Origin of the sequence: Bradyrhizobium sp. Arg816 (genome assembly GCF_029989365.1) — a bacterium.
Taxonomy (GTDB): Bacteria; Pseudomonadota; Alphaproteobacteria; order Rhizobiales; family Xanthobacteraceae; genus Bradyrhizobium.
In genome coordinates this window covers 73,104-95,379 of record NZ_JAPRAQ010000019.1, presented here as the reverse complement: position 1 = coordinate 95,379, position 22,276 = coordinate 73,104, and the positions used below count along the sequence as shown (strand labels likewise).

Annotated in this window: 17 protein-coding genes; 9 read left to right on the top strand and 8 right to left on the bottom strand. The window is 64.1% G+C overall.

The features are described 5' to 3' along the window. Positions 1-33: 33 nt before the first annotated feature. From OWC48_RS33600 to OWC48_RS33590, 3 genes are all read right to left on the bottom strand, one after another. Complete coding sequence (locus tag OWC48_RS33600; protein WP_282523821.1) at positions 34-2,043, bottom strand: hypothetical protein; 2,010 nt, start codon at positions 2,041-2,043, stop codon at positions 34-36. Continuing rightward, positions 2,010-3,020, bottom strand: a complete 1,011-nt coding sequence (locus tag OWC48_RS33595) for a patatin-like phospholipase family protein (RefSeq protein WP_282523820.1) — start codon at positions 3,018-3,020, stop codon at positions 2,010-2,012. Before OWC48_RS33595 ends, OWC48_RS33600 begins: the two co-directional genes overlap by 34 nt. A 223-nt stretch (positions 3,021-3,243) precedes the next feature. Then, positions 3,244-5,151: a M3 family oligoendopeptidase gene (locus OWC48_RS33590; protein ID WP_282523819.1), complete on the bottom strand. Its 1,908-nt coding sequence runs from the start codon at positions 5,149-5,151 to the stop codon at positions 3,244-3,246. A gap of 126 nt (positions 5,152-5,277) precedes the next feature. Between OWC48_RS33590 and OWC48_RS33585 the strand changes: the two genes are divergently transcribed. The 4 genes from OWC48_RS33585 to OWC48_RS33570 all read left to right on the top strand — a co-directional run bounded on the left by OWC48_RS33585 (position 5,278) and on the right by OWC48_RS33570 (position 12,146). Then, positions 5,278-6,774 (top strand): sigma-54 dependent transcriptional regulator, encoded by a 1,497-nt coding sequence (locus OWC48_RS33585; protein WP_282523818.1) that lies wholly within the window; start codon positions 5,278-5,280, stop codon positions 6,772-6,774. 365 nt (positions 6,775-7,139) lie between these two features. Then, a complete protein-coding gene (locus OWC48_RS33580; RefSeq protein ID WP_282523817.1) occupies positions 7,140-9,359 on the top strand; it encodes a murein L,D-transpeptidase in 2,220 nt (739 codons plus the stop codon). 284 nt (positions 9,360-9,643) lie between these two features. Then, positions 9,644-11,263, top strand: a complete 1,620-nt coding sequence (locus tag OWC48_RS33575; RefSeq protein ID WP_282523816.1) for a DUF882 domain-containing protein — start codon at positions 9,644-9,646, stop codon at positions 11,261-11,263. 349 nt (positions 11,264-11,612) lie between these two features. Beyond that, complete coding sequence (locus OWC48_RS33570; protein ID WP_208073010.1) at positions 11,613-12,146, top strand: hypothetical protein; 534 nt, start codon at positions 11,613-11,615, stop codon at positions 12,144-12,146. A 98-nt stretch (positions 12,147-12,244) separates the two neighbouring features. On the opposite strand, the gene OWC48_RS33565 is transcribed toward OWC48_RS33570, so the two are convergent. The 3 genes from OWC48_RS33565 to OWC48_RS33555 form a co-directional block, all read right to left on the bottom strand. Beyond that, positions 12,245-12,670, bottom strand: a complete 426-nt coding sequence (locus tag OWC48_RS33565) for a DUF1801 domain-containing protein (protein ID WP_282523815.1) — start codon at positions 12,668-12,670, stop codon at positions 12,245-12,247. A 152-nt stretch (positions 12,671-12,822) separates the two neighbouring features. Further along, the gene (locus tag OWC48_RS33560) at positions 12,823-13,095 is read right to left on the bottom strand and encodes a DUF2312 domain-containing protein (protein ID WP_094976882.1); all 273 of its coding nucleotides are present in this window, start codon (positions 13,093-13,095) and stop codon (positions 12,823-12,825) included. 198 nt (positions 13,096-13,293) lie between these two features. After that, positions 13,294-13,596: a DUF1244 domain-containing protein gene (locus tag OWC48_RS33555; protein ID WP_282523814.1), complete on the bottom strand. Its 303-nt coding sequence runs from the start codon at positions 13,594-13,596 to the stop codon at positions 13,294-13,296. Between the two features lie 180 nt (positions 13,597-13,776). Here OWC48_RS33555 and OWC48_RS33550 point away from each other — a divergent pair, with 180 nt between their 5' ends. Next, a complete protein-coding gene (locus tag OWC48_RS33550) occupies positions 13,777-14,376 on the top strand; it encodes a DUF1036 domain-containing protein (protein ID WP_014492424.1) in 600 nt (199 codons plus the stop codon). Further along, on the top strand, positions 14,373-15,809 hold the full coding sequence (pyk, locus tag OWC48_RS33545) for a pyruvate kinase (protein ID WP_282523813.1): 1,437 nt from the start codon (positions 14,373-14,375) through the stop codon (positions 15,807-15,809). The genes OWC48_RS33550 and pyk overlap by 4 nt, the downstream gene beginning before the upstream one ends. A 150-nt stretch (positions 15,810-15,959) precedes the next feature. Here pyk and OWC48_RS33540 read toward each other — a convergent pair whose 3' ends face one another. Further along, positions 15,960-16,640, bottom strand: a complete 681-nt coding sequence (locus tag OWC48_RS33540; protein ID WP_028161058.1) for a TetR/AcrR family transcriptional regulator — start codon at positions 16,638-16,640, stop codon at positions 15,960-15,962. 447 nt (positions 16,641-17,087) lie between these two features. Further along, positions 17,088-17,252 (bottom strand): Flp family type IVb pilin, encoded by a 165-nt coding sequence (locus tag OWC48_RS33535; protein WP_014492421.1) that lies wholly within the window; start codon positions 17,250-17,252, stop codon positions 17,088-17,090. Positions 17,253-17,670: 418 nt separating this feature from the next. Between OWC48_RS33535 and OWC48_RS33530 the strand changes: the two genes are divergently transcribed. The 3 genes from OWC48_RS33530 to OWC48_RS33520 all read left to right on the top strand — a co-directional run bounded on the left by OWC48_RS33530 (position 17,671) and on the right by OWC48_RS33520 (position 22,221). Further along, on the top strand, positions 17,671-19,158 hold the full coding sequence (locus tag OWC48_RS33530; RefSeq protein ID WP_282523812.1) for a hypothetical protein: 1,488 nt from the start codon (positions 17,671-17,673) through the stop codon (positions 19,156-19,158). A 503-nt stretch (positions 19,159-19,661) separates the two neighbouring features. Next, on the top strand, positions 19,662-20,183 hold the full coding sequence (locus OWC48_RS33525) for a Cache 3/Cache 2 fusion domain-containing protein (RefSeq protein ID WP_282523811.1): 522 nt from the start codon (positions 19,662-19,664) through the stop codon (positions 20,181-20,183). 244 nt (positions 20,184-20,427) lie between these two features. Then, positions 20,428-22,221 carry an adenylate/guanylate cyclase domain-containing protein gene (locus OWC48_RS33520; protein ID WP_282523810.1) on the top strand — a complete coding sequence of 598 codons (1,794 nt, stop codon included), beginning with the start codon at positions 20,428-20,430 and terminating at the stop codon, positions 22,219-22,221. The last annotated feature ends 55 nt before the right edge of the window (positions 22,222-22,276 follow it).

Genomic DNA, 22,276 nt, shown 5'->3' with positions numbered 1-22,276 from the left:
TTCCGATTGCCGGGAATCCGGCTGTCGCGCTGCTCAGCCCTGATCGATCATCGTGGCGGTGACGCTCGCGGTTTGCCGCCGGGGCACCGGAAGACCGAACGCCGCGCGCACCGCGTCGATCGCCGGCTCGCCCGCTTCAGTGAATCGGGCCATATGCGGATCGACGCCGCACCCGACCGCGACCGGATTGTCACCGGACAGGAAACCGTGCGCCATGTGGAAGCCGAGCGCGCGGTAGACCTCGAACTGCTCTTCCGAGAAGAACTGGTCACCTGTGGTCTCGTGCGGGAAGCGATCGTTTCGCCGCGCGTAGTCCCGGATATAGTCGTTCTCGTCGCCGTTGAGCGACGATTTGACGTAAACGAGATAACCCTGCTCGTCGCCTCCATAGTCGATGGTGCCAATCGCGACGTGGACGTGGTCTCGCGCAATCTCGTCGTGCTCGTCGGCCGCGCCGGGATCACCCGCCTTGTCGGCATTGCGCGCCATCAGCGCGCGCGTGCGCTCGCGGATCGGCGTCCATGGCAGGTCGATGCGGACGCCGAGATCGATGCGGGCGTAACGCTGCAACGTCATCAGGGAACCGAAATTCATCGGCGCATCGGCTTCCGCATCGACCGCGATGATCACCTTGCAGCGGCGCCGCAACAGCTCGTAGACGCCGAGATTCTCGATATGGCCGCCGTCCGTCAGATAGACGCTGTCGCTGTTCTCGTACAGGCGCCCCGATATCTCCGACCAGAAATAGATCGGCGTGGAGCGGCGCTGCGGCCGGACACGCTCATCGACGTAACGCGGGTTCTTCAGCCAATAGCCGAGCCGGACGTTGAGGAGCGCAAGCGTGGGCGTCAGCGCCTTGATCGAACTCGAACCCATGTTCGAGGAGGCCGCAGCTCCGGAAATCGCCATTGCGGTGGCGAGATCGAGACTTTGCTCGTCGTCCTGCACCAGAGCGGTGGGCGCATAGCCCGTCGCCTCGCTGCCGACGTTCAGGGCGGAGAACACGAAGAAGTCCGCGTTGCGTCCGCGCCGGTTGGCAAAGTCGGAGCCTTGAATGTTCAGCGCCGTATTGATGAGCTGATAGGGCGCGTGCAGCTTCGGCGCGGCCGGCTGCCCTGGAACCCGGGCCGGCGCGGCCGGCGCGGCGTAGAGATCCGTCAGCTTCATGCGATCGAGCGCCTTGAAATCGCGCCCCTGGTCGAGACTGGCTTCGGCGGGCGCGACGCGCCCGTCGGCCGAACGCGTCGGATCGAACAGGAAGGCCTTGCTCAGGCGATCGCGATAGAGCCGGTGCAACGAGTTCGCATTCGGCGTCAGAAAGAACGAGATGGCGAACAGCAGGACGCCGGCGAACGTGTAGAGGATCACCATGTCCAGACTGTAGGAGTAGGCGAGCTCCGAAGCGTTGCCCTGGAACAGACTGGGAAAACGCACCTGAACCACCTGCCCCGCTTTGCGAGCCAGGAACAGGAGCCAGGCGGGCGTGTGCCAGGTCGGCGTCAACTGCTCGGCATCTGCCACGACCTGCGGTGCGGCGTTCGGCGTGATTTCCGCCGACAAGGTCCCCTTGCTGGCGTCGAACTGAATCCTGCCTGCGAGGCTGCCGGACGGCGCGTTCGATTTGGCATTGACCAGGCACTCTCGCTGGGAGGTTGCGCCCATAACCGAAGGGCACCTCTCGAACAGGTCGTTGGCGATGCCCCAATAGGACAGATAGAGGTATGCGACCCAGATGACGAGCGGAAGCGCAAGGCCCGCGATCCATAGCGCGACCTTGGCGACGACCGCGAGCACAAGCGAACCCCATTGCGAGGATGCGCTGTTGCCCTTCAGCAATTCCACGAATTGCTGCCTGAACGCGGTGACGAAGACGCCGATTGGCGCGGCCACCGCCGCGAGCGACTTGATCCAGGTGATCGCAACCGCAGCAGCCGGTCCACCGATTGCGCTGCTCTCGGCGACATCGAACATCTGCTCCAGCATGAAGGGCTGAAACTCGAAGAAGGCGATCACCGCCAGCAGCACCAGGACGGTCGCGCCCATGCTCGGCCAGTGCGATCGAAACTCCTGCCGCTTGCCGGGGCTCGCGAGCGACTGCTTGAGCGCCCATCCGAAAACAGGACGCCCCCGAGGATTGCGATCGACAGGCTCAACGCAAAATGCTGGACCTTGAGAAACCGCGCGAAGTCGCACGCGACGCCCAGCAACAGCGCGATCCCGCCGATATAGGCGAACACGACGCTGGGACCGCTGCCGCGGACGGAGCGGGAGGTGAGATAGGCGAGCCCGCTGCAAGCGAACATCACCAGCGCGACGACCAGGCCGAATGTGCTGAAACCGTAACGATCGATGTCGCTGAAATCGTGCAGCTCGCACAACGTCCTGTTGTTGAGACTGACGCCGAAGATGTTCGCATCCGTCAGGCAGCTCCGCAGCGGCGTCGACCAGATGGTGACGGCGGCAAGCAGCAGCACGACGGGTAACGTCAACCCGATATTGGCGACCAGTCCCCGCACGACGATCGCAACTCCGGTCAGAAGATCGCGGACACCGGCAGGGATCAGATAGTTGGAATAGTTGCGCAGGTGTCCGACCGACGGCGTATCACTGATCTCGGCGGACGTGACGGTTCCGCCGGCAGGTCTTTCGCCGAATACAAAGCGCCGTGCCGTCGTCATGGTGGCGCTGAGAGAGGTGCCGATATAGCCGCCGCCCGACACCGTGGAGAGATAGTCGATCCGGCCGATCAGATTGTGGTGGTTCAGTGCCTGGAGCACGCCGAGGCAAACGGCCGACGAGCGAATGCCACCGCCGGACAACGCAAGCCCGACGACGTCGAGCAACTGGCAGGGTTGCAGGCCGTCGGCATCGAGGCGCCGTTCCGGTTCGCGTCGGGTGTTGATCGCCTCGATCTCATCGCAGACGATCTGATGGTGCTTCTCGCACCAGGGCGTTTCCTGATCGACGGCGGCGGCATTTCTCGCCATCGGAGCCGGCGTGGCGGGCCCTTGATGGAGCATGGGTGCCTCCCCAGGGAGAAACCGATCAATCCACAATCAATAGTAGAAAATCATTTTCCAAGTATCTGTTGAGTTAGTCTTGCGGGCCGCGCGAACGTTCAATCCCACGTAGCAAATAGCCGGCCTCCGCCGCGAAGATCGCCCGCGCCCACGGATGGAACTGGGGGCCGCAAAACTTGCGGCACCCGCATTCCGTGCGCCGGGAAGGAACTCGCGCTTCGCCTCAGCCCATCGCCTCGAGCTCGTCGATCATCCCGGCAATGACCGAGAGGCCGCCGTCCCAGAATTTGGGATCCTTGGCATCGAGCCCGAACGGCCGCAGCAGCTCGGAATAATGCTTGGTGCCGCCGGCGGCGAGCATGTCGAGGTAGCGCTCGGCAAAGCCTTCGGCCGCATTCTCGTAGACGGCGTAGAGCGAGTTCACGAGACAATCGCCGAAGGCATAGGCGTAGACGTAGAACGGCGAGTGGATGAAGTGCGGGATGTACATCCAGTAGTTCTCGTAGCCCGCCTTGATCTCGATCGCAGGCCCCAGGCTCTCGCCCTGCACCGACAGCCAGATCTCGCCGAGCCGCGTCGCGGTGAGCTCGCCATTCTTGCGCTCGGTGTGGACCGCGCGCTCGAACGAATAGAACGCGATCTGCCGCACCACGGTGTTGATCATGTCCTCGACCTTGCCGGCGAGCAGCGCCTGTCGCTGTTTCGCATTCTTGGTCTGGGCCAGCAGCCGCTTGAAGGTGAGCATCTCGCCGAACACGCTCGCGGTCTCGGCCAGCGTCAGCGGCGTCGGCGCCATCAGCGCGCCGTTCTTCGCGGCCAGCACCTGGTGCACGCCATGGCCGAGCTCATGCGCGAGCGTCATCACGTCGCGCGGCTTGCCCTGGTAGTTCATCAGCACGTAAGGATGCGCCGACGGCGTGGTCGGATGCGAGAACGCGCCCGGCGCCTTGCCCGGACGCACCGGCGCGTCGATCCAGCGATCGGTGAAGAAGCGCTCGGCGATCTCGGCCATTTTGGGCGAGAAGCCGCGATAGGCCGTCAGCACCATGTTGCGCGCATCGGGCCAGCCGATGACGTCGGTCGCGGCGAACGGCAGCGGCGCGTTGCGGTCCCAGTAAGCGAGCCGCTTCTTGCCGAACCACTTCGCCTTCAACGCATAGTAGCGATGCGACAGCTTTGGATAGGCGGCACGGACGGAGGCAACCAGCGCATCCACCACCTCGCGCTCGACTCGATTGCTCAGATGCCGGGAATCCGCGACGTCCTTGAACCCGCGCCAATTGTCGGAGATGTCCTTGTCCTTGGCGAGCGTGTTGGTGATCAGCGCGAAGGTGCGCTCATTGGCCTTGAAGGTTTTGGCCAGCGCTTCGGCCGCAGCCTTGCGCTTGGCGCCATCACGGTCCTGCAGGAAATTGAGCGTCGGCTCGATCGCCAGTTCTTTTGCACCGACCTTGAAGCGCAGGCCCGAGATGGTCTGATCGAACAGCCGGTTGAAGGCGGAATAGCCGGTTTGCGACTTCTCCAGGAAGAGCTGCTCGAGCTTGTCGTCGAGCTGGTACGGCTTCTCCTTGCGCAGATCCTCGATCCAGGGACGGTAATGCGCGAGCTCGGCGGCCTGCATCGCGCGGTTCAAAATATCGTCATCGACGCGGTTGAGCTCGAGCGCGAAGAACAGGAGATGCGTGGACGCCGCCGTCAGCCGCTCGGAGACATCGCCGTAAAACTTTGAAATCTTGGGATCAACGCTGTCGCCGGCATGGACGAGACCGGCATAGGAGCCGAGACGGCCGGCGAGATCGTCGATCGCCTCATAGCGTCGCACCGCCTCGGCGAGCCATTTTCCGCCATCTTCGTTTGCTGTCCCTGTGGCGAGCTTGCCCTTGTAGTCGGTCTCGAACGCGACGCAATCGGCGTCCATGCTTTCGAGATCGCGCGCCACTTCCGGCGCATCGATCCCGGAATAGAGGTCGGCGAGGTTCCACTCCGGAAGCCTGCCGGTCTTGCCCGCAGGCTTTGCGGGCGAAGATTTGGAGGACTTTGCCTTGGCGGCGGATTTCCTGGTGCTTGGCTTGCGGAGAGCGGGCTTGCTGGAGGCAGACTTCTTGAGAGCAGATTTGGAGCGCGAATTCATTGTGTGGGAAACCTGTGTCAACAAGCGCGACGGCGGGCGGGGGCATCAAGGTTTAAGAGTGCGTTAATCGGCTTCGGCCAGAGTGACCCGATTCGAGACAGATAGTAGTAGCGTGCGGGGAACACCATGGCTGCCTGTATTTTGATCGCCGACGATGACGCTGTAGCCCGCCGGCTGGTCGAGAACATGGTGCAGAAATGCGGCTATGAGACGGTCGTCGTGGACTCCGGCGACGCCGCGATCGCCGCCCTCACCGCCCCCGATGCACCGGCGATCGACGCCGTCATCCTCGATCTCGTGATGCCGGGCCTCGACGGCATGGGCGTGCTGGCGAAAATCCGCGAGGCCGGCCTCGGCGTCCCCGTCATCGTGCAGACCGCCCATGGCGGCATCGACAACGTGATCTCGGCGATGCGCGCGGGCGCGGCTGATTTCGTCGTCAAGCCGGTTGGCTTGGAGCGGCTCCAGGTCTCTCTGCGCAACGCACTCAATGCCTCCGCGCTCAAGGGCGAGTTGCAGCGTATCCGTCACAGCCGCGAGGGCCGGCTGACTTTCTCCGACATCATCACCCGCGCCGAGGCGATGGCGGCCGTGATGCGCGCCGCGCAGAAGGCCGCGGGCTCGTCGATCCCTGTGCTGATCGAGGGCGAGTCCGGCGTCGGCAAGGAGATGTTCGCACGCGCCATCCATGGCAGCGGCGAGCGCAAGGCAAAGCCGTTCGTCGCGGTCAATTGCGGCGCGATCCCCGACAATCTGGTCGAGTCGATCCTGTTCGGCCACGAGAAGGGCGCCTTCACCGGCGCCACCGAACGGCACACCGGCAAGTTCGTCGAGGCTCATGGCGGCACGCTGTTCCTGGACGAGGTCAGCGAGCTGCCGCTCACCGCGCAGGTCAAGCTGCTACGCGCACTTCAGGAAGGCGCGGTCGAAGCCGTCGGCGGGCGCAAGCCGTTGAAGGTCGACGTCCGGATCATCTCCGCGACCAACCGCAGGCTGCTGGAGCGGGTGAAGCAGGGCCATTTCCGCGAAGATCTGTTCTATCGCCTCCACGTGCTGCCGCTGACGATCCCCTCGCTGCGGGCGCGGCGTGAGGACATCCCGCATCTGCTCCGGCATTTCCTGGCGCGCTTTGCCGCCGAGGAGAACCGCCCCATCGCCGGCATCAGCGGCGAGGCCGTGGCGTACCTCGCCCAGCTCGACTGGCCCGGCAACATCCGCCAGCTCGAAAACGCGGTCTACCGCGCGGTGGTGATGAGCGAGGGCGACCAGCTTGACCTTGCCGACTTCCCCCTGCTGACCTCGCAGTCGCATCTCGAGACCGACATCCCGACCGCGCCGCTGATGCTCGAGCCGATCGCGGCGCCCTCGGTGGTGTCGGGTGGTGAAATACCGATCGCCCCGCTGCCGCTGGCGGGGACCCTTTCCATGCTGACCCCCACCGGCGACGTCCGCCCGCTGGACGACATGGAGAACGAGATCATCCGCTTCGCGATCTCGCATTATCGGGGGCAGATGTCCGAGGTCGCCCGCCGCCTCAAAATCGGCCGGTCCACGCTCTACCGCAAGCTCGACGAAGCCGGGGTTCCCGGACATGGCGGCAAAAGCGGTGAGGAGACGCCCTAAGCCTCATGCGAACGGAGGTTCGCCTGGCGTTGCGATGCGGCCGCAAGCCCTTCGCATTACGGCAAAATCCGGCTGCGACGTGAACCGTGACTTGGAAGTGACAGACACATGGAAAAGCGTCTGCCAAAGCCGCACAATCCGTTGCAAACGGGCTTTCTTGAAGTCAGTTTGTCGTGAGTTGTCCCGGCTAGCGCTGGCCGCCAAAACGGGGCCTGTATATCGTCTGCGTAGGATTCGTTCGTCCGCGTATGAATCGTTGCGTGCAGGCGTGCAACTTTCGAGCGGCCGGCGCAGTTTAGCCGAAGCTCATTAGGCGATAATGAAGCTGTTCCACGAGGGACAGTTCACCCGAGGGGTGCGACACAATGCGTGACTGTTTGAACCACCGTGCGGGCTTTGACCGCGTCTTGATGACGGTCGCGGCGACCTTCCTCACGGTATCGGCCAGCTCGGCCCTGGCGCAGGATCAGGCGCGCAGCAGCGCCGCCGAACTCGCGATCGAAGCCGCGATCCCGCGCCCCGAGCCCGCAAACGTGCCGCCCCCGACCGCATCCGATATCAAGCTCGACACCACCGCGACGGTTCAGGATTCCGCAAAGGAGCCGACCAAGGAAACTGCGAAGGAACCGGTGAAGGCCGAAGCCGCACCGGCCCCCGACAAGGTCGAGACCAAGCCTTCCGACGTCGCCACCACGCCTACACCTGAGGCGCCGAAGAGCGAAACCGCCAAGATCGAGCCCGCCAAGATCGAGCCCGCCAAATCCGAACCAGCAAAGGCCGACACCGCGACGGCAACGCCGGCCGCGCCTGCGGCCCCCGCTGCGGCTCCGGCCGCCGAGCCGGTGAAGGCCGCGAGCAACGTGCCCGCCGCCGACCAGCCGGTCGCCGACAAGCTCAAGGACATCATCGGCGCCAAGACCTCGCGCCATTTCGACCGCAAGAACGAGCGCGCCGCGATCGAGAAGTTTTACGGTGCACGCGACTTCGCGCCGGTCTGGACCCAAGGCGGCAGCCTCACCTCTGCGGCCAAGGGCGTGATCGCGCGGCTGAAGGATGCGGCCTCCGACGGTCTCAATGCCGCCGACTACCCGGTGCCGGATTTCGCCGCCGCCACGATGCCCGATGCGCTCGCCGATGCCGAGCTGAAGCTCACCGCCAGCATGTTCGACTATGCGCGCCAAGCCCAGAGCGGCCGCATGCACTGGTCGCAGGTCAGCGGCGACATCCTCTATCCCGAGCATCCGGTCGATCCGAGCGAGGTGCTCGCCAAGGTCACGACCGCAGCCGATGCCTCCGCAGCGCTCGACAGCTACAACCCGCCGCAGAAGCTCTACAAGGAGCTGAAGGCCAAGCTCGCCGAGCTGCGCGGCCTGGGCAGCGGCCCGGTGATCGAGATCGCCGACGGTCCGGCGCTGAAATACACTCCGGCCGGCAAGAAGCAGGCTGAAATCGTCGTTGAAGATCCGCGCGTGCCGCAGCTCCGCACCAAGCTCGGCCTCGCCGAGAACGCCAGCGACACCCGCTATGACGCCACCGTCGCCGAAGCCGTGCGCAAATTCCAGAGCGGCGCCGAGATGAAGGTGACAGGCATCCTCGACGACAAGACCGTCAAGGCGATCAACACCCCGAAGCGCGACAAGCAGATCGACACGGTGCTGGTGAACATGGAGCGCTGGCGCTGGCTGCCGCGCGACCTCGGCGTCCCCTCGCTGGGCGATGCCTATGTCATCCTCAACATTCCCGACTACACGCTGAAGGTGATGCAGCGCGGCCAGCAGGTCTGGACCACCCGCGTCGTCACCGGCAAGCCGGGCACGCATGCGACCCCGCTGCTGACCGAGACGATGAAGTACATCACGGTCAATCCGACCTGGAACGTGCCGCCGTCGATCGTCTACAACGAATATCTGCCGGCGCTTCAGCAGGACCCGACCGTGCTCCAGCGCATGGGCCTCAAGCTCGAGCAGAACCGCGACGGCTCGGTGCACATCTCGCAGCCGCCCGGTGAAGCGAACGCGCTCGGCCGCATCCGCTTCAACTTCCCGAACAAGTTCCTGGTCTATCAGCACGACACGCCGGACAAGAACCTGTTCGCCAGGGATGACCGCGCCTTCAGCCATGGCTGCATGCGCGTGCAGAATCCGGATCAGTACGCTTCCGTTCTGCTCAACATCGCCATGCCGAACGAGAAGTACACGCCGGAGCGCGTGCGCAGCATGTACGGCAAGAGCGAGATCGACCTGAAATTCCCGACGCCGATCCCGGTCAACATCACCTACCAGACCGCGTTCGTGGACGATGGCGGCAAGCTGCAAATCCGCAAGGACGTCTATGGCCGTGACGCGACCATGATCAACATCCTGAAGAACAGCCGCGGCAAGGACCTCGAGAACGTCGTTGCTCACTCGCAGCCGAGCTATTCGCGCCCGGCGACGACGCTGCCCTCGGGCGTGGCGATTGCCAACAATGGCGGCGGCTTCGGCTCGTCGGGTCCGAACTTCTTCGAGCGGCTGTTCGGGGCCCCGACCCCGCCGCCGGCACCGGTCGGCCGCCGGCCGCAGCAGCAGCGGGTGTTTACCCGCTGAGGCCTCCCCGACCGGGCTTTGTCGGAAATTCTCAAGCAAGATCAGCGACCTCATCCCCTGGATGGGGTCGCTTAACGTTAACCATTCTCCACCCGAACTCCGGCAGCGGGCGTTTTTTTGCCACACTGAGCCGCTTAGGTTCTTATTCTGACTTGGTTTGGGGTCGGGAAGGTCAACCTCGAATTAACCTTCTCGCTTTAAGAAAGCGTTCATCCTCTTTCGCGCGCTAACGGGGTTGCCGGGAGAGTCCATTTTGAACGCTCGTCGACTGGGTGGGCTCATTCGTGCTGACTGGTCTCGCACGCAAATTCGCAGTGCTGTCGTTGTCCCATGCGGGAGTGAAGGCCGGATCCCGGATCGGCCTCGCGTCCGCACTGCTGCTTGCTGCCGCGGGCTCGGTCCATGACGCCGCCGCGCTGAACGAGACCAAGACGCTCTCGTTCCACCACACCCATTCCGGCGAAGACCTCACCGTCACCTTCAAGCGCGACGGCCGCTTCGACGAGGCCGCGCTGAAGCAGCTCAACCACTTCCTGCGCGACTGGCGCACCCAGGACGAGACGGTCATGGACCGTCGCCTCTTCGACATCCTCTGGGAAGTCTATCGCGACGTCGACGGCAAGCAGCCGATCCAGATCATCTCTTCCTACCGCTCGCCCGCCACCAACGCGATGCTCCGCCGCCGCTCCTCGGGCGTGGCGCGCTTCAGCCAGCACATGCTGGGGCATGCGATGGACTTCCACATTCCGGGCGTGCCGCTGGAGCAGATCCGCTTCGCCGGCCTGCGCCTGCAGCGCGGCGGCGTCGGCTTCTATCCGACCTCCGGCTCGCCCTTCGTGCATCTGGACACCGGTAGCATCCGGCACTGGCCGCGCATGACGCATGACCAGCTCGCCCGCGTGTTCCCGGATGGCCGCACGGTCCACGTTCCGACCGACGGCACGCCGCTGAAGGGCTATGAGCTGGCCAAGGCCGACATCGAGCGCCGCGGCACTGGCGACGATTCCGGCGGCAAGCCGAGTTTCTTTGCCGCCCTGTTCAAGAGCAAGTCGGCTCCGGCCGCCACGAGCAGCGACGAGGATGACGAGGGCGCGCCCGCCCCGGCCGCGAAGCCTGTTGCGCCGACCGTGGTTGCCGCCGCGGTCAAGCCGGCGGATCCGGTGCCGACACCGCGCGCCAAGCCGCAGATCGCCGCTGCGATCCAGCTCGCTTCGGCCGATGCGCAGCTCGTTGCGCCGCCCAAGCCGAAGCCCGCGCCCGTGGCTGACAAGCCGACAGCCGGCAAATCTGTTGAGGGCAAGCCCGAGACCCCGGCCGACATTATCAATGCCCGCGGCTTCTGGGATACCCCTGCGACCCCGCAGCAGGCGACGCCAGCTCAAGTGGCTGCGCTGAAGGCCCGCCAAGCGCTCGCCGCCGCCACCGATCCGCAAGCAACCGCAAGCGTCACGAACGCTGCCTTCCAGGCGCTGGCCTATGCGCCGGCCGCCTCTCCGGTCGACCGCGCCAACGTCGTCGCCGCCTCCGCGCCGGTCCCGCGCACAGGCCGCCCCGCCGCCGGGTCCCGCAACGTCGCTCAGGCGACCGAGATCAACACGGTAGTCGGCAAGAGCGTCGACGGCAGGGTCGCGACCGCGACCCGCCTCTCCGCCGCCAGGGGCGAGAGCATCTGGCTCAAGATCGTGATGCTGTCGCCGAGCGCCAGCCGCGCGATGTCGGTGACGCTGATGGGCGAGCTCGATACCGTTGCCCTGCGCGGCTATTTCGTCAAACCGCAGGCCGTGATCGCGATGGGCTTTGCCGACGATCCGATGCAGGGCCTGTCCTGCGACAGCTTTACGGGCAGCGCGACCGCGAAGCTCGAGACGACGTCGTTCGTCATGCGCACCGCCGCGCTGCGCTGAGATCTTTCCCCTCACGCCGTTCGGTAGTCCCGCAAGCCGGGATGAAGCCAACGGGTCGGCGCGAAGCGCCGCCCGATTACAGGCTCCGCGCAATCCTGGAGCACGACAGCGCCACACGCTCAAGTGTCGTCCCGGCCTGGTGCGCATCTGCACTAAGGGAGATTCCCCCACTTCCAACGGGTAATCCACCCGGTATCGCTACGCATTCCAAACGCGCATTGTGGCAATGCGCCCAGAACGGACGCGATGACAAAGTCCGAGGACGCGATTGCGTTTGCCTTGGTGTTCCGCGTTTCCGCAGCGGCGCCGCATCTCAAGGGAAGTCGCCACAGCGAAGTAGGAGCATGCGATGTCAGTTCCATGCAAGTCTGAGCTCAGCCTTCTGAACCACGACGAGCGCGAAGTCATATTGAGTACGCACCATCCCGTGGTCGGAGAGATGGAGCGCGATGGACTTGAGAGCCTTCGCGCCCGACTTCGGGATCTGCGCGACAGGGAGCGCACATTGTCGCGGCATCGACGCCGCGAAACAAAGGGAACAGCCGACCCGCGCGGCAAGAGTTTCTCCGGCACGGCAGAGCATGCAAACCGGCGCCAATCGGTTTTCGCTGCCGCCATCAAGCGCGTCAAGAACGAGCTGAGGCGCATCCGAAAGTTTGAAGCACGACGGGAGCTCGGGGAAGCGGCGCGACGGGCGTTAGCACTCCGTCGGGCGCGTCAGTTTTCTCGCCCGCAGACGACCCCAACTTCACAGGACGGCATGCGGTCCATCCCAAGCCGTCGCCGGATCAAGAAACTCCCACCGGAAAAAATCGGAAGAGTCTCGCAGGCCAACAAGCGGGCGCAGGCCCGACGAGACGCCAAACGCGGACGCGGCAATTGAGACCGAGACCGACAATCTTGCGGATCGAGGCTGCGTGCCGGACCGGCGCAATGGCGTGCTCGCCACTTCCAAGACTACAGTGTCGAAGCCTGCAGCTTCTATCTCGCTTTCCTGACCCGCCGATCCAGATGATATGTCAACGCCAGCGAGAGGCAGACGGTGAGCTCCTGCTTCGGCAGCGCGCCGGATAGGGGCAACAGCAAAGCCCTGGTCTGCCGATATTCGAACTCATCGGGAAAGCGCTCGCGGAACGTATCGACCAGCGTCGTCTTGCAGTTGAACAAAATGGCGGCGTGCTCGGAGTCCTTGAGGCGGCCGAGCCGAATCGTGGAGCCGCTGCCGGTCTCATCGGTCAAGTAAGCCGGCTCGCCCCATTTCAGCGTTTCGGTGAGCTTGCCAACCTCTTCATGCGCCGCAGCGGTCGCGAAGATCAGCGCACGTACCTGAAGCAACCGCTTGCCGATCGGCGCCGGAAGGGCGCGAAAGGCACGGTCCACCTCGCGCGGCAGCGACGGGGCAGTCACAGCGGTCTCCGTTCACAAACGAAGTGCAACACGCCACGCTTGTAGCCCGGATGGAGCGAAAGCGTAATCCGGGGAATGCTTCTGTACTGCGAGAACCCGGATTTCGCTGCGCTCCATCCGGGCTACGGCAGCAGTGCTAGAGGCGCATCGCCTCAGAGCATTCCCAGCGCCTGCATATAGGTCTCGAGGATCGTCTCGGCCTCGGCGCGCTCGTTCGGGTCCTGCTTGCGCATGCGCACGATGGTGCGCAGTGCCTTGACGTCGTAGCCATTGCCCTTGCTCTCGGCATAGACGTCGCGGATGTCGTCGGAGATCGCCTTCTTCTCTTCCTCCAGCCGCTCGATGCGCTCGATGATGGATTTGAGCTGGTCCTTGGCAAATTTCGTCGCGGGCTCGTCGTCGCGGACGGCGGCGGTGGTGGCCATCTTGGTACTCCAAATAGAACTGGCAAAACGAGGTGACGCCGGCATCCTCACCGCGCGTGCTGGTTGACCCTTAGGGTTCGCGGCTCTCGCGTTCAAGGCAGCATCGCGCTCGTCCACAGCGCGCCCACACCTTCCTGCGGCGGAGCGAAGAAAGAAGTTGTGTGGTGCGACTCACCGCCGGACTGCCGGCGAGGCCGTTCAGTGCCCGGGGTGAACCTTCTTCATGGCTTCGAGCTGCTCGGGCGCGGCCGTGCCCTGGTATTTCGACTTCCAGGTCTCGTAGGGCATGCCGTAGACGGCCTCGCGGCTCTCGTCCTTGGTCAGCGCGACGCCTTGGGCGTCGGCGGCGTCCTTGAGCCAGTTGGACAGGCAGTTGCGGCAGAAGCCGGCCAGATTCATCAGATCGATGTTCTGGACGTCGGTCCGCGTCTTCAGATGATCGACCAGGCGCCGGAAAGCGGCCGCCTCGAGCTCCGTTCTGGTTTTGTCGTCGATTGCCATGGCTGGATCCCTTCGGCCTGAATTGGTTCTGCCCCCGATGGGGGTCACCCTTACGGGATCAGGTGGGCCCTTGTCACAGATTTTGCCATATCACGGCGCAAACGGCGCCAGAGCCAACCCGAAGGCCGGTTCCCCGGCCCTACGCCAAATCGTCAATCATCTGGTATACGTTCCGCGACAATGATCGCCGAATCTCCCCGCGCCCCCCTTCGCCTGCTCGCCCGGTTGGTCCCGGTGCTGGTGGTTGGCCTGCTGTGCCTGTGGGCCAGCCCGGCCTCCGCCGACTTCCGGCTTTGCAACAACACCTCGAGCCGGGTCGGCATTGCGCTCGGCTACAAGGACGCCGAGGGCTGGACCACTGAGGGCTGGTGGAACATCTCGTCCCGCTCCTGCGAGACCCTGCTGCGGGGAACGCTGGTCGCCCGCTACTATTACATCTACGCGATCGACTATGACCGCGGCGGCGAATGGTCGGGGCAGGCCTTCATGTGCTCGCGTGACAAGGAATTCACCATCCGCGGCACCGAGGATTGCCTCGCGCGCGGCTACGACCGGACCGGCTATTTCGAGGTCGATACCGGCGAGCAGCGGGCCTGGACGGTTCAGCTCACCGACGCCAACGAGCAGCCGTCACAGCAGCAGCGCGTGCCCGGCCTGCCGGGCCCGGTCGGCCCGGGTGGCGGCGTTCCGGGTTTGCCCAATAGTCCGCCCGGTGGTACGCCCCCCGCCGCGCCTGGCCTTCCGCCAGCTCCCTCGCCACCGTCTGGAAATAAGCCATGAGGCGTCTTCGCCGTATCAAGATTCTCGCGACCCTGGGGCCTGCCTCTTCGGACCTCGCGATGATCCGCCGCCTGTTCGAGGCCGGCGCCGATCTGTTCCGCATCAACATGAGCCACACCCCGCATGACAAGATGCGGGAGCTGGTCGCGACGATCCGCAACGTCGAGAGCAGCTATGGCCGGCCGATCGGCATCCTGGTCGATCTTCAGGGGCCGAAGCTCAGGCTCGGCGCCTTCGCCGAAGGCGCGGTCCAGCTCCAGAACGGCCAGATCTTCACGCTCGATTCAAACAAGGCGCCGGGCGATGCGACGCGCGTCAATCTCCCGCATCCGGAGATCCTGGCTGCGCTCAGGCCCGGCCATTCGCTGCTGCTCGACGACGGCAAGGTGCGCCTGATCGCTGAGGAGACCTCGAAAGAGCACGCGGTGACGCGTGTCGTGGTCGGCGGCCGGATGTCCGACCGCAAGGGCGTCAGCCTGCCCGACACTGATCTGCCGGTCTCGGCGATGACGCCGAAGGACCGCGCCGACCTCGAGGCCGCGCTGGTGACCGGCGTCGACTGGATCGCGCTGTCCTTCGTGCAGCGCGCCGACGACGTGATCGAGGCCAAGAAGATGATCCGCGGCCGCGCCGCGGTGATGGCCAAGATCGAGAAGCCGCAGGCGATCGACCGCCTCGCCGACATCATCGAGGCCTCCGACGCGCTGATGGTGGCGCGCGGCGACCTCGGCGTCGAGCTGCCGCTGGAACGCGTGCCGAGCCTGCAGAAGCAGATGACGCGCATGGCGCGCCGCGCCGGCAAGCCGGTGGTGATCGCGACCCAGATGCTGGAATCGATGATCCAGTCGCCGGTGCCGACCCGCGCCGAGGTTTCCGACGTCGCCACCGCCGTCTATGAGGGCGCCGACGCCATCATGCTGTCGGCGGAATCGGCGGCCGGCAAATTCCCGGTCGAGGCGGTCTCGACCATGAACCGTATCGGCGAGGAGGTCGAGCGCGACCCGACTTATCGTTCGGTCATCACTGCTCAGCGCCCCGCGCCGGAAACCACCGCCGGCGACGCCATCGCGGACGCCGCGCGGCAGATCGCCGAGACGCTCGACCTGCCGGCGCTGATCTGCTGGACCAGCTCGGGCTCGACCGCCGTGCGCGTGGCCCGCGAGCGACCGAAGCCGCCGATCGTGGCGATCACCCCGAACATAGCCGCCGGACGCCGTCTCGCCGTCGTCTGGGGCGTGCATTGCGTGGTGGCGGACGACGCCCGCGACCAGGACGACATGGTGAGCCGCGCCGGCCAGATCGCCTTCCGCGACGGCTTTGTCCGCGCCGGCCAGCGCGTCATCATCGTCGCCGGCGTGCCGCTCGGCATCCCCGGCACCACCAACATGGTGCGCATCGCCTCGGTCGGCCCCGAGGGCGACGCGAATTTGTAGGCCCGCCGGGCAGGCCAAACAAAAATGTCGAAAACAACCCCATGCACAGTAGCCGGCGTTGCCGGCGAACGTGCTTGGGTTTCGTGGAAAGGCGTGCTCCGGCAATGACCTGAGCGGAAGCAGGTCCCGGCCCCGGCCGCGCCCGGCTTTTTAAGCCCCGACCAGCGCTTTCGCCGCCGGCAGCAGCGTCTGCTGCACCACCAGACCCCTGGCACGGGCATCCATCACGCCGACGGCGCGCAGGGCCAGCAGCGTCACGGTCTGCACCGCATCGCGCATCCTGGCGGGATCGTCGAGATTGTCGGGCGCGAGCGGCCCGACCAGGGCCTCATGCAGCGCCCCTAACAGCGCGGTGGCGGCGAGCGCGGTATCCTGAGCCGGCAAATGGCCGGCACGTACGGCGGCGTCGATCCGTGCGGCGATCTCGCCGGCGATCTCGCGGCGGCTGGCCAGGCGGGACGCGCTGACATCGACGTCGACCGGCTCAGCCAGAATGCCCCAGGCCAGCCTGCGCTGCGACAGCGTATGGACCGCCACGGTGGTGACGGCCGCCGCCAGCGCCGAGGATGGGCCGGGCGCGGCATCGGCCGCCCGGCGGATCGCCGCGAGCTCGTCGCGCGACACCTCGGCAATCAATTCGGAGATCAGCTCGGACTTGGACGGGAAGTAGCGGTAGACCGTTCCGGCCGCGACACTGGCCCGGACCGCAACCGGCGCGATCTGCACCGCCGCCATCCCGCCTTCCGCCGCAGCTTCCCGCGCCGCAGCAAGGATCGCACTGCGCCTGGCCGCAAGGCGCTTCACCACTTGATGCGTTCGCCGATAAACCATGGCGCGCTTCCTGTCCCGCACGCCAGCCGCACGCCCCGCGGCCGAACGCGTCGTCAATGCAATAGATGCAAATCGTCCCGCAAGGACTGAACAACTATTCAAAGTGAATGACAAGATGCAAATGCGTCAGGCGTCACGCCGAACGGACGGGAGCGCCATGGCTGGTGACACCGACTGGAGGGCTTTGAAGAAGAACGTGCCGGGAAGCTTGCCTGCGGGCCCATCCTTCGAGACACCCGCCTGCGGCGGCCCCTCAGGACGAGGTCGCGTTTCGCGGCAGGATATCAGACCTTCATGGTGAGGAGCCCGCCAAAGCGGGCATCTCCGGACGATGCTCTGCATCGCCGGGCGAACCATGCAGCCTGAGCAGCCTCCGGCTCACGCCACCGCCCAAAAGAAAGAGCCCCGTCCGGGACGGGGCTCTCGAAATTCTCAGATCGTCCGGACTTACTTGAGGCTGGACGAGATCGAACCGAACTTGGTGTTCAGCGAGCTGCCGAGGTTGTTGACGACGGTGATGATCGCCAGCGCGATGCCGGCAGCGATCAGGCCGTATTCAATGGCGGTGGCGCCGGATTCGTCCTTCACGAAACGCGAAACGAGGTTCTTCATAGACTGCTCCCAAAGAGTACACGAGGCTTACGAATGGTGTGGTCTTCGGCTTCCCAGCGCCGCCCAACCATGGAACCGAACCTAGAGGCAAAGAATTGCGCCGCAGTTAATTCGACTGCGTAAACACGGAGCGGATTGCACGTATTCGACGATGGTAAAGGAGAATTGAAAACAATCCGTTAAATCGTAGCCATCCGCGGCAATGCCGCGGCGGCGCGATTTACCCGAAGTTATGACCGCGCATGGTCCAATGCCGCCCGCTCGGCCTGAAGCGCGATGAGATGAATCGTTCATCGTGCTTCAGGTTGTTGCTTGAGCATGATCTTCCCGGAAAACCGCTACACGCTTTGCGCTAACGCGGCCCTTCGGGTCCGGATCATGCTCCGGCGGACAAGAACAAGCAGGACGACGAGGCGGCATGTCCCTTTCCTTTGCCAACAGCATTGCGATGCAGAGCCGCGCGCGAGCACTGCTGCCGCTCTGCGTCGGTGCCGGCACCTATCTGTTCTTCCTCTTCGTCGGCGACACGCTGCTTCAGGACTCCGACTCGTTCTGGCAGATCAAGATCGGGCAATGGATCCTCGATCACGGCGCCCTGCCCTACACCGACTTCTATTCTTTCACGCGCCCGGGGGAATCCTGGATCTCGACGTCGTGGCTGTCGCAGGTGCTATTCGCCTTCTCCTATGCGCAATGGGGCTGGGCAGGTCCGGTCATCCTCACCGCGACCGGGATGGCGCTCACCGCGGCGGTCTTCGTCTATCTGCTCGACGCGCAGATCGAGGCGCCGCGCGCGGTGCTGTTCGCAATGCTGGCGCTGGTGCTGTCGATCCATCACGTGCTGGCGCGTCCGCATATTCTGGCGCTGCCCGTCATGGTGGCGTGGGTCGGCCTGCTGATGGCGGCTGCCGACCGCAGAAGCGCGCCGTCCTGGTATTGGCTGCCGCTGATGGCGCTCTGGGCGAATTTGCATGGCGGCTTCGTGCTGGGCCTCGCGCTGATCGGTCCGATCTCGCTCGAAGCGGTCGAGCATGCCGAGAAGGGACAACGGCTGAAGCTGTTCATGCGCTGGGTGCTGTTCGGCGTCGGCGCGCTGGTCGCTGCCTGCTGCACGCCTTACGGCTGGCGGACGCTGATGGGCGCGACCAACATCCTCAGCCTCGGCGAATTGCTGTCGCTGATCTTCGAATGGATGCCGGCGAACTTTGCCACCTTCACCGGGTTCGAAGGCGCACTGCTCGGCCTGATCGCGCTCGGCTATTATCGCGGCCTCGTGCTGTCGGCGCCGCGGATCTTCCTGATCCTGTTCCTGACCTGGGGCGCGCTGACCCATGTCAGGAATATCGAGGCCTTCGCCTTCCTGGTGCCGCTGGTGCTGGCAAAGCCGCTCGGCGAGATGTTCCCGCGCCCGCCAGCGGACACCGCCGGCGCCGACCGCCGGCCGGCCCGCTATGTCACCGCGCTCGGCGCGCTCATGATCGTGGCCGCGAGCTGGACCTCGACCTCGCTCTACATGGGACACCATCGCTTCACGTTCACGATGACGCAGACGCCGGTTGCGGCGGTCGACCTGCTCGAAAAACTCAGGGTGCAGCGCATCTTCAACGCCTATCAGTTCGGCGGCTATCTGATCTCGCGCGACATCCCCGTTTACGTCGACGGCCGCGCCGAGCTCTATGGCGAAAAGTTCGTCATGGACTTCTTCAAGGCGACGGAGGGCAAGAAGCCCGAGCTGCTGCCGCGCCTGCTCGACCAGTACAAGATCGACGCGACGCTATTGGTCGCCGATGCGCCGGGCCCGCAAATCCTCGACCAGCTCAAGGGCTGGAAGCGGATCTATACGGACGACATCGCGGTCATTCATGTGCGGGACAATGCGGACGGCGCGGCGGTGCCGTTGAAGTGAGGAAGCGGCTTCAGCCGTGTCCTCCCAGAGGCGACATTCGCGTAAAGATGTGAAGCGGACCCAGGCGCGCACTCCGGCCATTTCGTCGTTTGCCCCATACGCGACATAGGTGCAGTGCCATTGCGGCGAGGGACACGCCCGACGACTAGGCGCGTCCCAAGTCACCAATAGGGCATCGCTCGGCATGCCGCGAACGCCTCTGCAAAGGCATAGTTGTTGTCCTAATTTTCAATTGCCGCGTTGTCGCTCGGTGGCATAGATTATCTGTGAGCGGTTGTTAAACCGCGCACCGCATTCATTGACGAAAAGTTAGACTACACTCGTTTGATCCAAGCCCGGCCATCGACATGCTGGACTTGGGTCGAGACGCGCGTCGGCCCGCCTACCAGTGCGAGGTGATCGCGTGACATCAGACCCAAACCGACAGCCTGATCTTCCGTGCCGTCACCGACCTTCGGTGAGGGCCCTGACACGTGCAGGCGTTTCCAGGGAAAGGAAAACTCATGAGCATCAAGCGAACTGCTATTGGCTTCTTAACAGTCGCGTGCCTCATTGGAGCCGCGATGCTTTTGCCGAACGTTGGCCAAGCTCAGGATGCAAAGGTCAATACAGCGATGGATCTCTTGGAGTCGATGGCGAACAAACTTGGCTCGCCAAAGATCGAAGGGGCTGACACTGTCGCTGGGAAGGATGTGCCCGCCATTTATTTCGGTTCAACCAAGATGAACAACAACTTTGACCTGGTTGATCAGGTCGTGAAGCAAGCTCAGGGGACGGCAACGATCTTCGTGAAGAGCGGTGACGAGTATGTCCGCGTTGCCACCAACGTCAAAAAGGACGATGGCTCGCGAGCGATCGGAACCATTCTGGATCCCAAAGGCAAAGCGATCGAGTCTATCAGGAAAGGCGAGGCGTTCTATGGAGAGGTGGACATCCTCGGCAAACCCTACATCACAGGGTACAAGCCGATACGCGATTCGGCGAAAGACGTGATCGGCATCTATTATGTCGGTTATTTGAAATAAGCCGTACACGCGCGACCTCACCGGGGCTTAGCGCTGTCTGTTGCGGCGCGTGAGTCGCCTGTTGGCCCATCAGCGAAGTGGCGACACCTTTCATTGAGGTGCGCTTGATGGCGTAGAGCGGACTGACTTTGCTCGCTCTGAGTTCTTCGCATTTTGACCCTGACCTGACATTGACCCTAGCCCAAAAGGAACACCCTGTGCTTTGATACGTGGGACGGAATCTACCGATCTCGCGGGGGCCGTTTTGGCCGACAATTGCGTGGAACGGAGGCTTGCGGCAATTCTGGCGGCGGATGTTGCCGGATACAGCCGCCTGATGGGTATGGACGAAGAAGACGTGCTGGCTCGCCTCAAGGCCGCCAGAAAGTCTCTTTTCGATCCCTCCATCGCCGTGCATCGCGGACGGATCGTCAAGACGACCGGCGACGGCATGCTGGTCGAGTTCGCCAGCGCCGTCGATGCAGCGCGATGCGCCATCGAGGTGCAGCGCGGCATGGTTGAGCAAAATGCCGCGGTGCCGCAGGCCAAGCGGATCGAATTTCGCGTCGGCATCCACGTCGGCGACATCATAATCGACGAGAATGATATCTTCGGGGACGGCGTCAATATCGCCGCCCGCCTTGAAGGCATCGCCGAGCCCGGCGGCATCTGCATCTCCGAGGACACGCAACGTCAAATCCGCGGCAAGGTCGATATCGCCTTCGAGGACATGGGTCCGCAGAACCTGAAGAACATCGTTGAGCCGATGCGCGCGTGGCGATTGAGGATAAACGCGGATGGTTCTGCGGCAATTTCGAAAAGGTCGCCGGTCGAGACCACCCAGGCTCTGGCGCTGCCCGACAAGCCGTCCATCGCCGTGCTGCCGTTCCAGAACATGTCAGGCGATCCCGAACAGGAATACTTCGCGGACGGAATAGCGGAGGACATCATCACCGCGCTGTCCCGTTTCAAGGCGCTGTTCGTCATCGCCCGCAATTCGAGCTTCACATACAAGGGACGCGCTGTCGACATCAAGCAAGTGGGGCGCGAGCTTGGCGTGCGCTATGTGCTGGAAGGAAGCGTTCGCAAGGCGGCAAACCGGGTGCGCATCACGGGACAGCTCGTCGATACCCCTACGGGGGGACATCTCTGGGCTGACCGGTTTGACGGTGGACTCACCGACATCTTCGACCTGCAGGACCAGGTCACCGAGAGCATAGTCGGAGCGATCGCACCGGCGGTTGAAAAAGCCGAGATCGAGCGCGCCAAGCGCAAGCCTACCGAGAGTCTTGATGCCTATGATCACTACTTACGCGGTTTGGCCAGCTCTTATCAGTTTGCTAACCGGCAAGCGAACGAAGAGGCGTTACGCCTATTCAACAGGGCGATCAAGCTCGACCCAGGTTTTGCGTCAGCTTACGGTCGTGCCGCCCTTTGCTACACCTTTGCCAAGACCAATGGCTGGATTTCAGTCACACCGAGCGAGACTGCCAAAGTAAAGAAGCTCGTTCAGAGGGCGGTTGAGCTGGGAAAAGACGACGTGATCGCCCTCGCGGCGAGCGGATATGTATCAGCGTTTGTATTACTCGATCTCGGGGGAGGCGCCGCCTTGATCGATCGCGCGCTCATGTTCAATGCCAATTGGGCCGAGGCATGGTTTTGGGGTGGCTGGGTGAAGAACTGGCTAGGCGAGCCGGAAACGGCAATCGAGCGCTTCGCCCGTGCCATCCGCCTCAACCCGCTTGATCCGTTTATGAGCGGGATGCGAACTGGGACCTCGCATGCCCATTTCTTCCTGGGCCACTATGGCGACGCGGCATCGTGGGCGGCAATGGCGTTGCAGGACAATCCGGACTTTCAACCTGCGTTACGTATGGACGCCGCAAGCAAGGCAATGGCCGGACGACTGGAGCAGGCACAAAAGGCGGTGGCTCGGCTGCGACAATTGAATCCTTCGGTGCGTGTCTCCAATCTCAAAAGCGTGCTCGGCCCCTATCGGCGCGCCGAAGATCTCGCTCGATACGAGGAAGGGTTGCGGCGAGCCGGGCTGCCCGAATGACCTCTACGGCCACGGTGCGGCAAGAGAGTGAGAGCCGCAACTTCCGCCCTTGGCC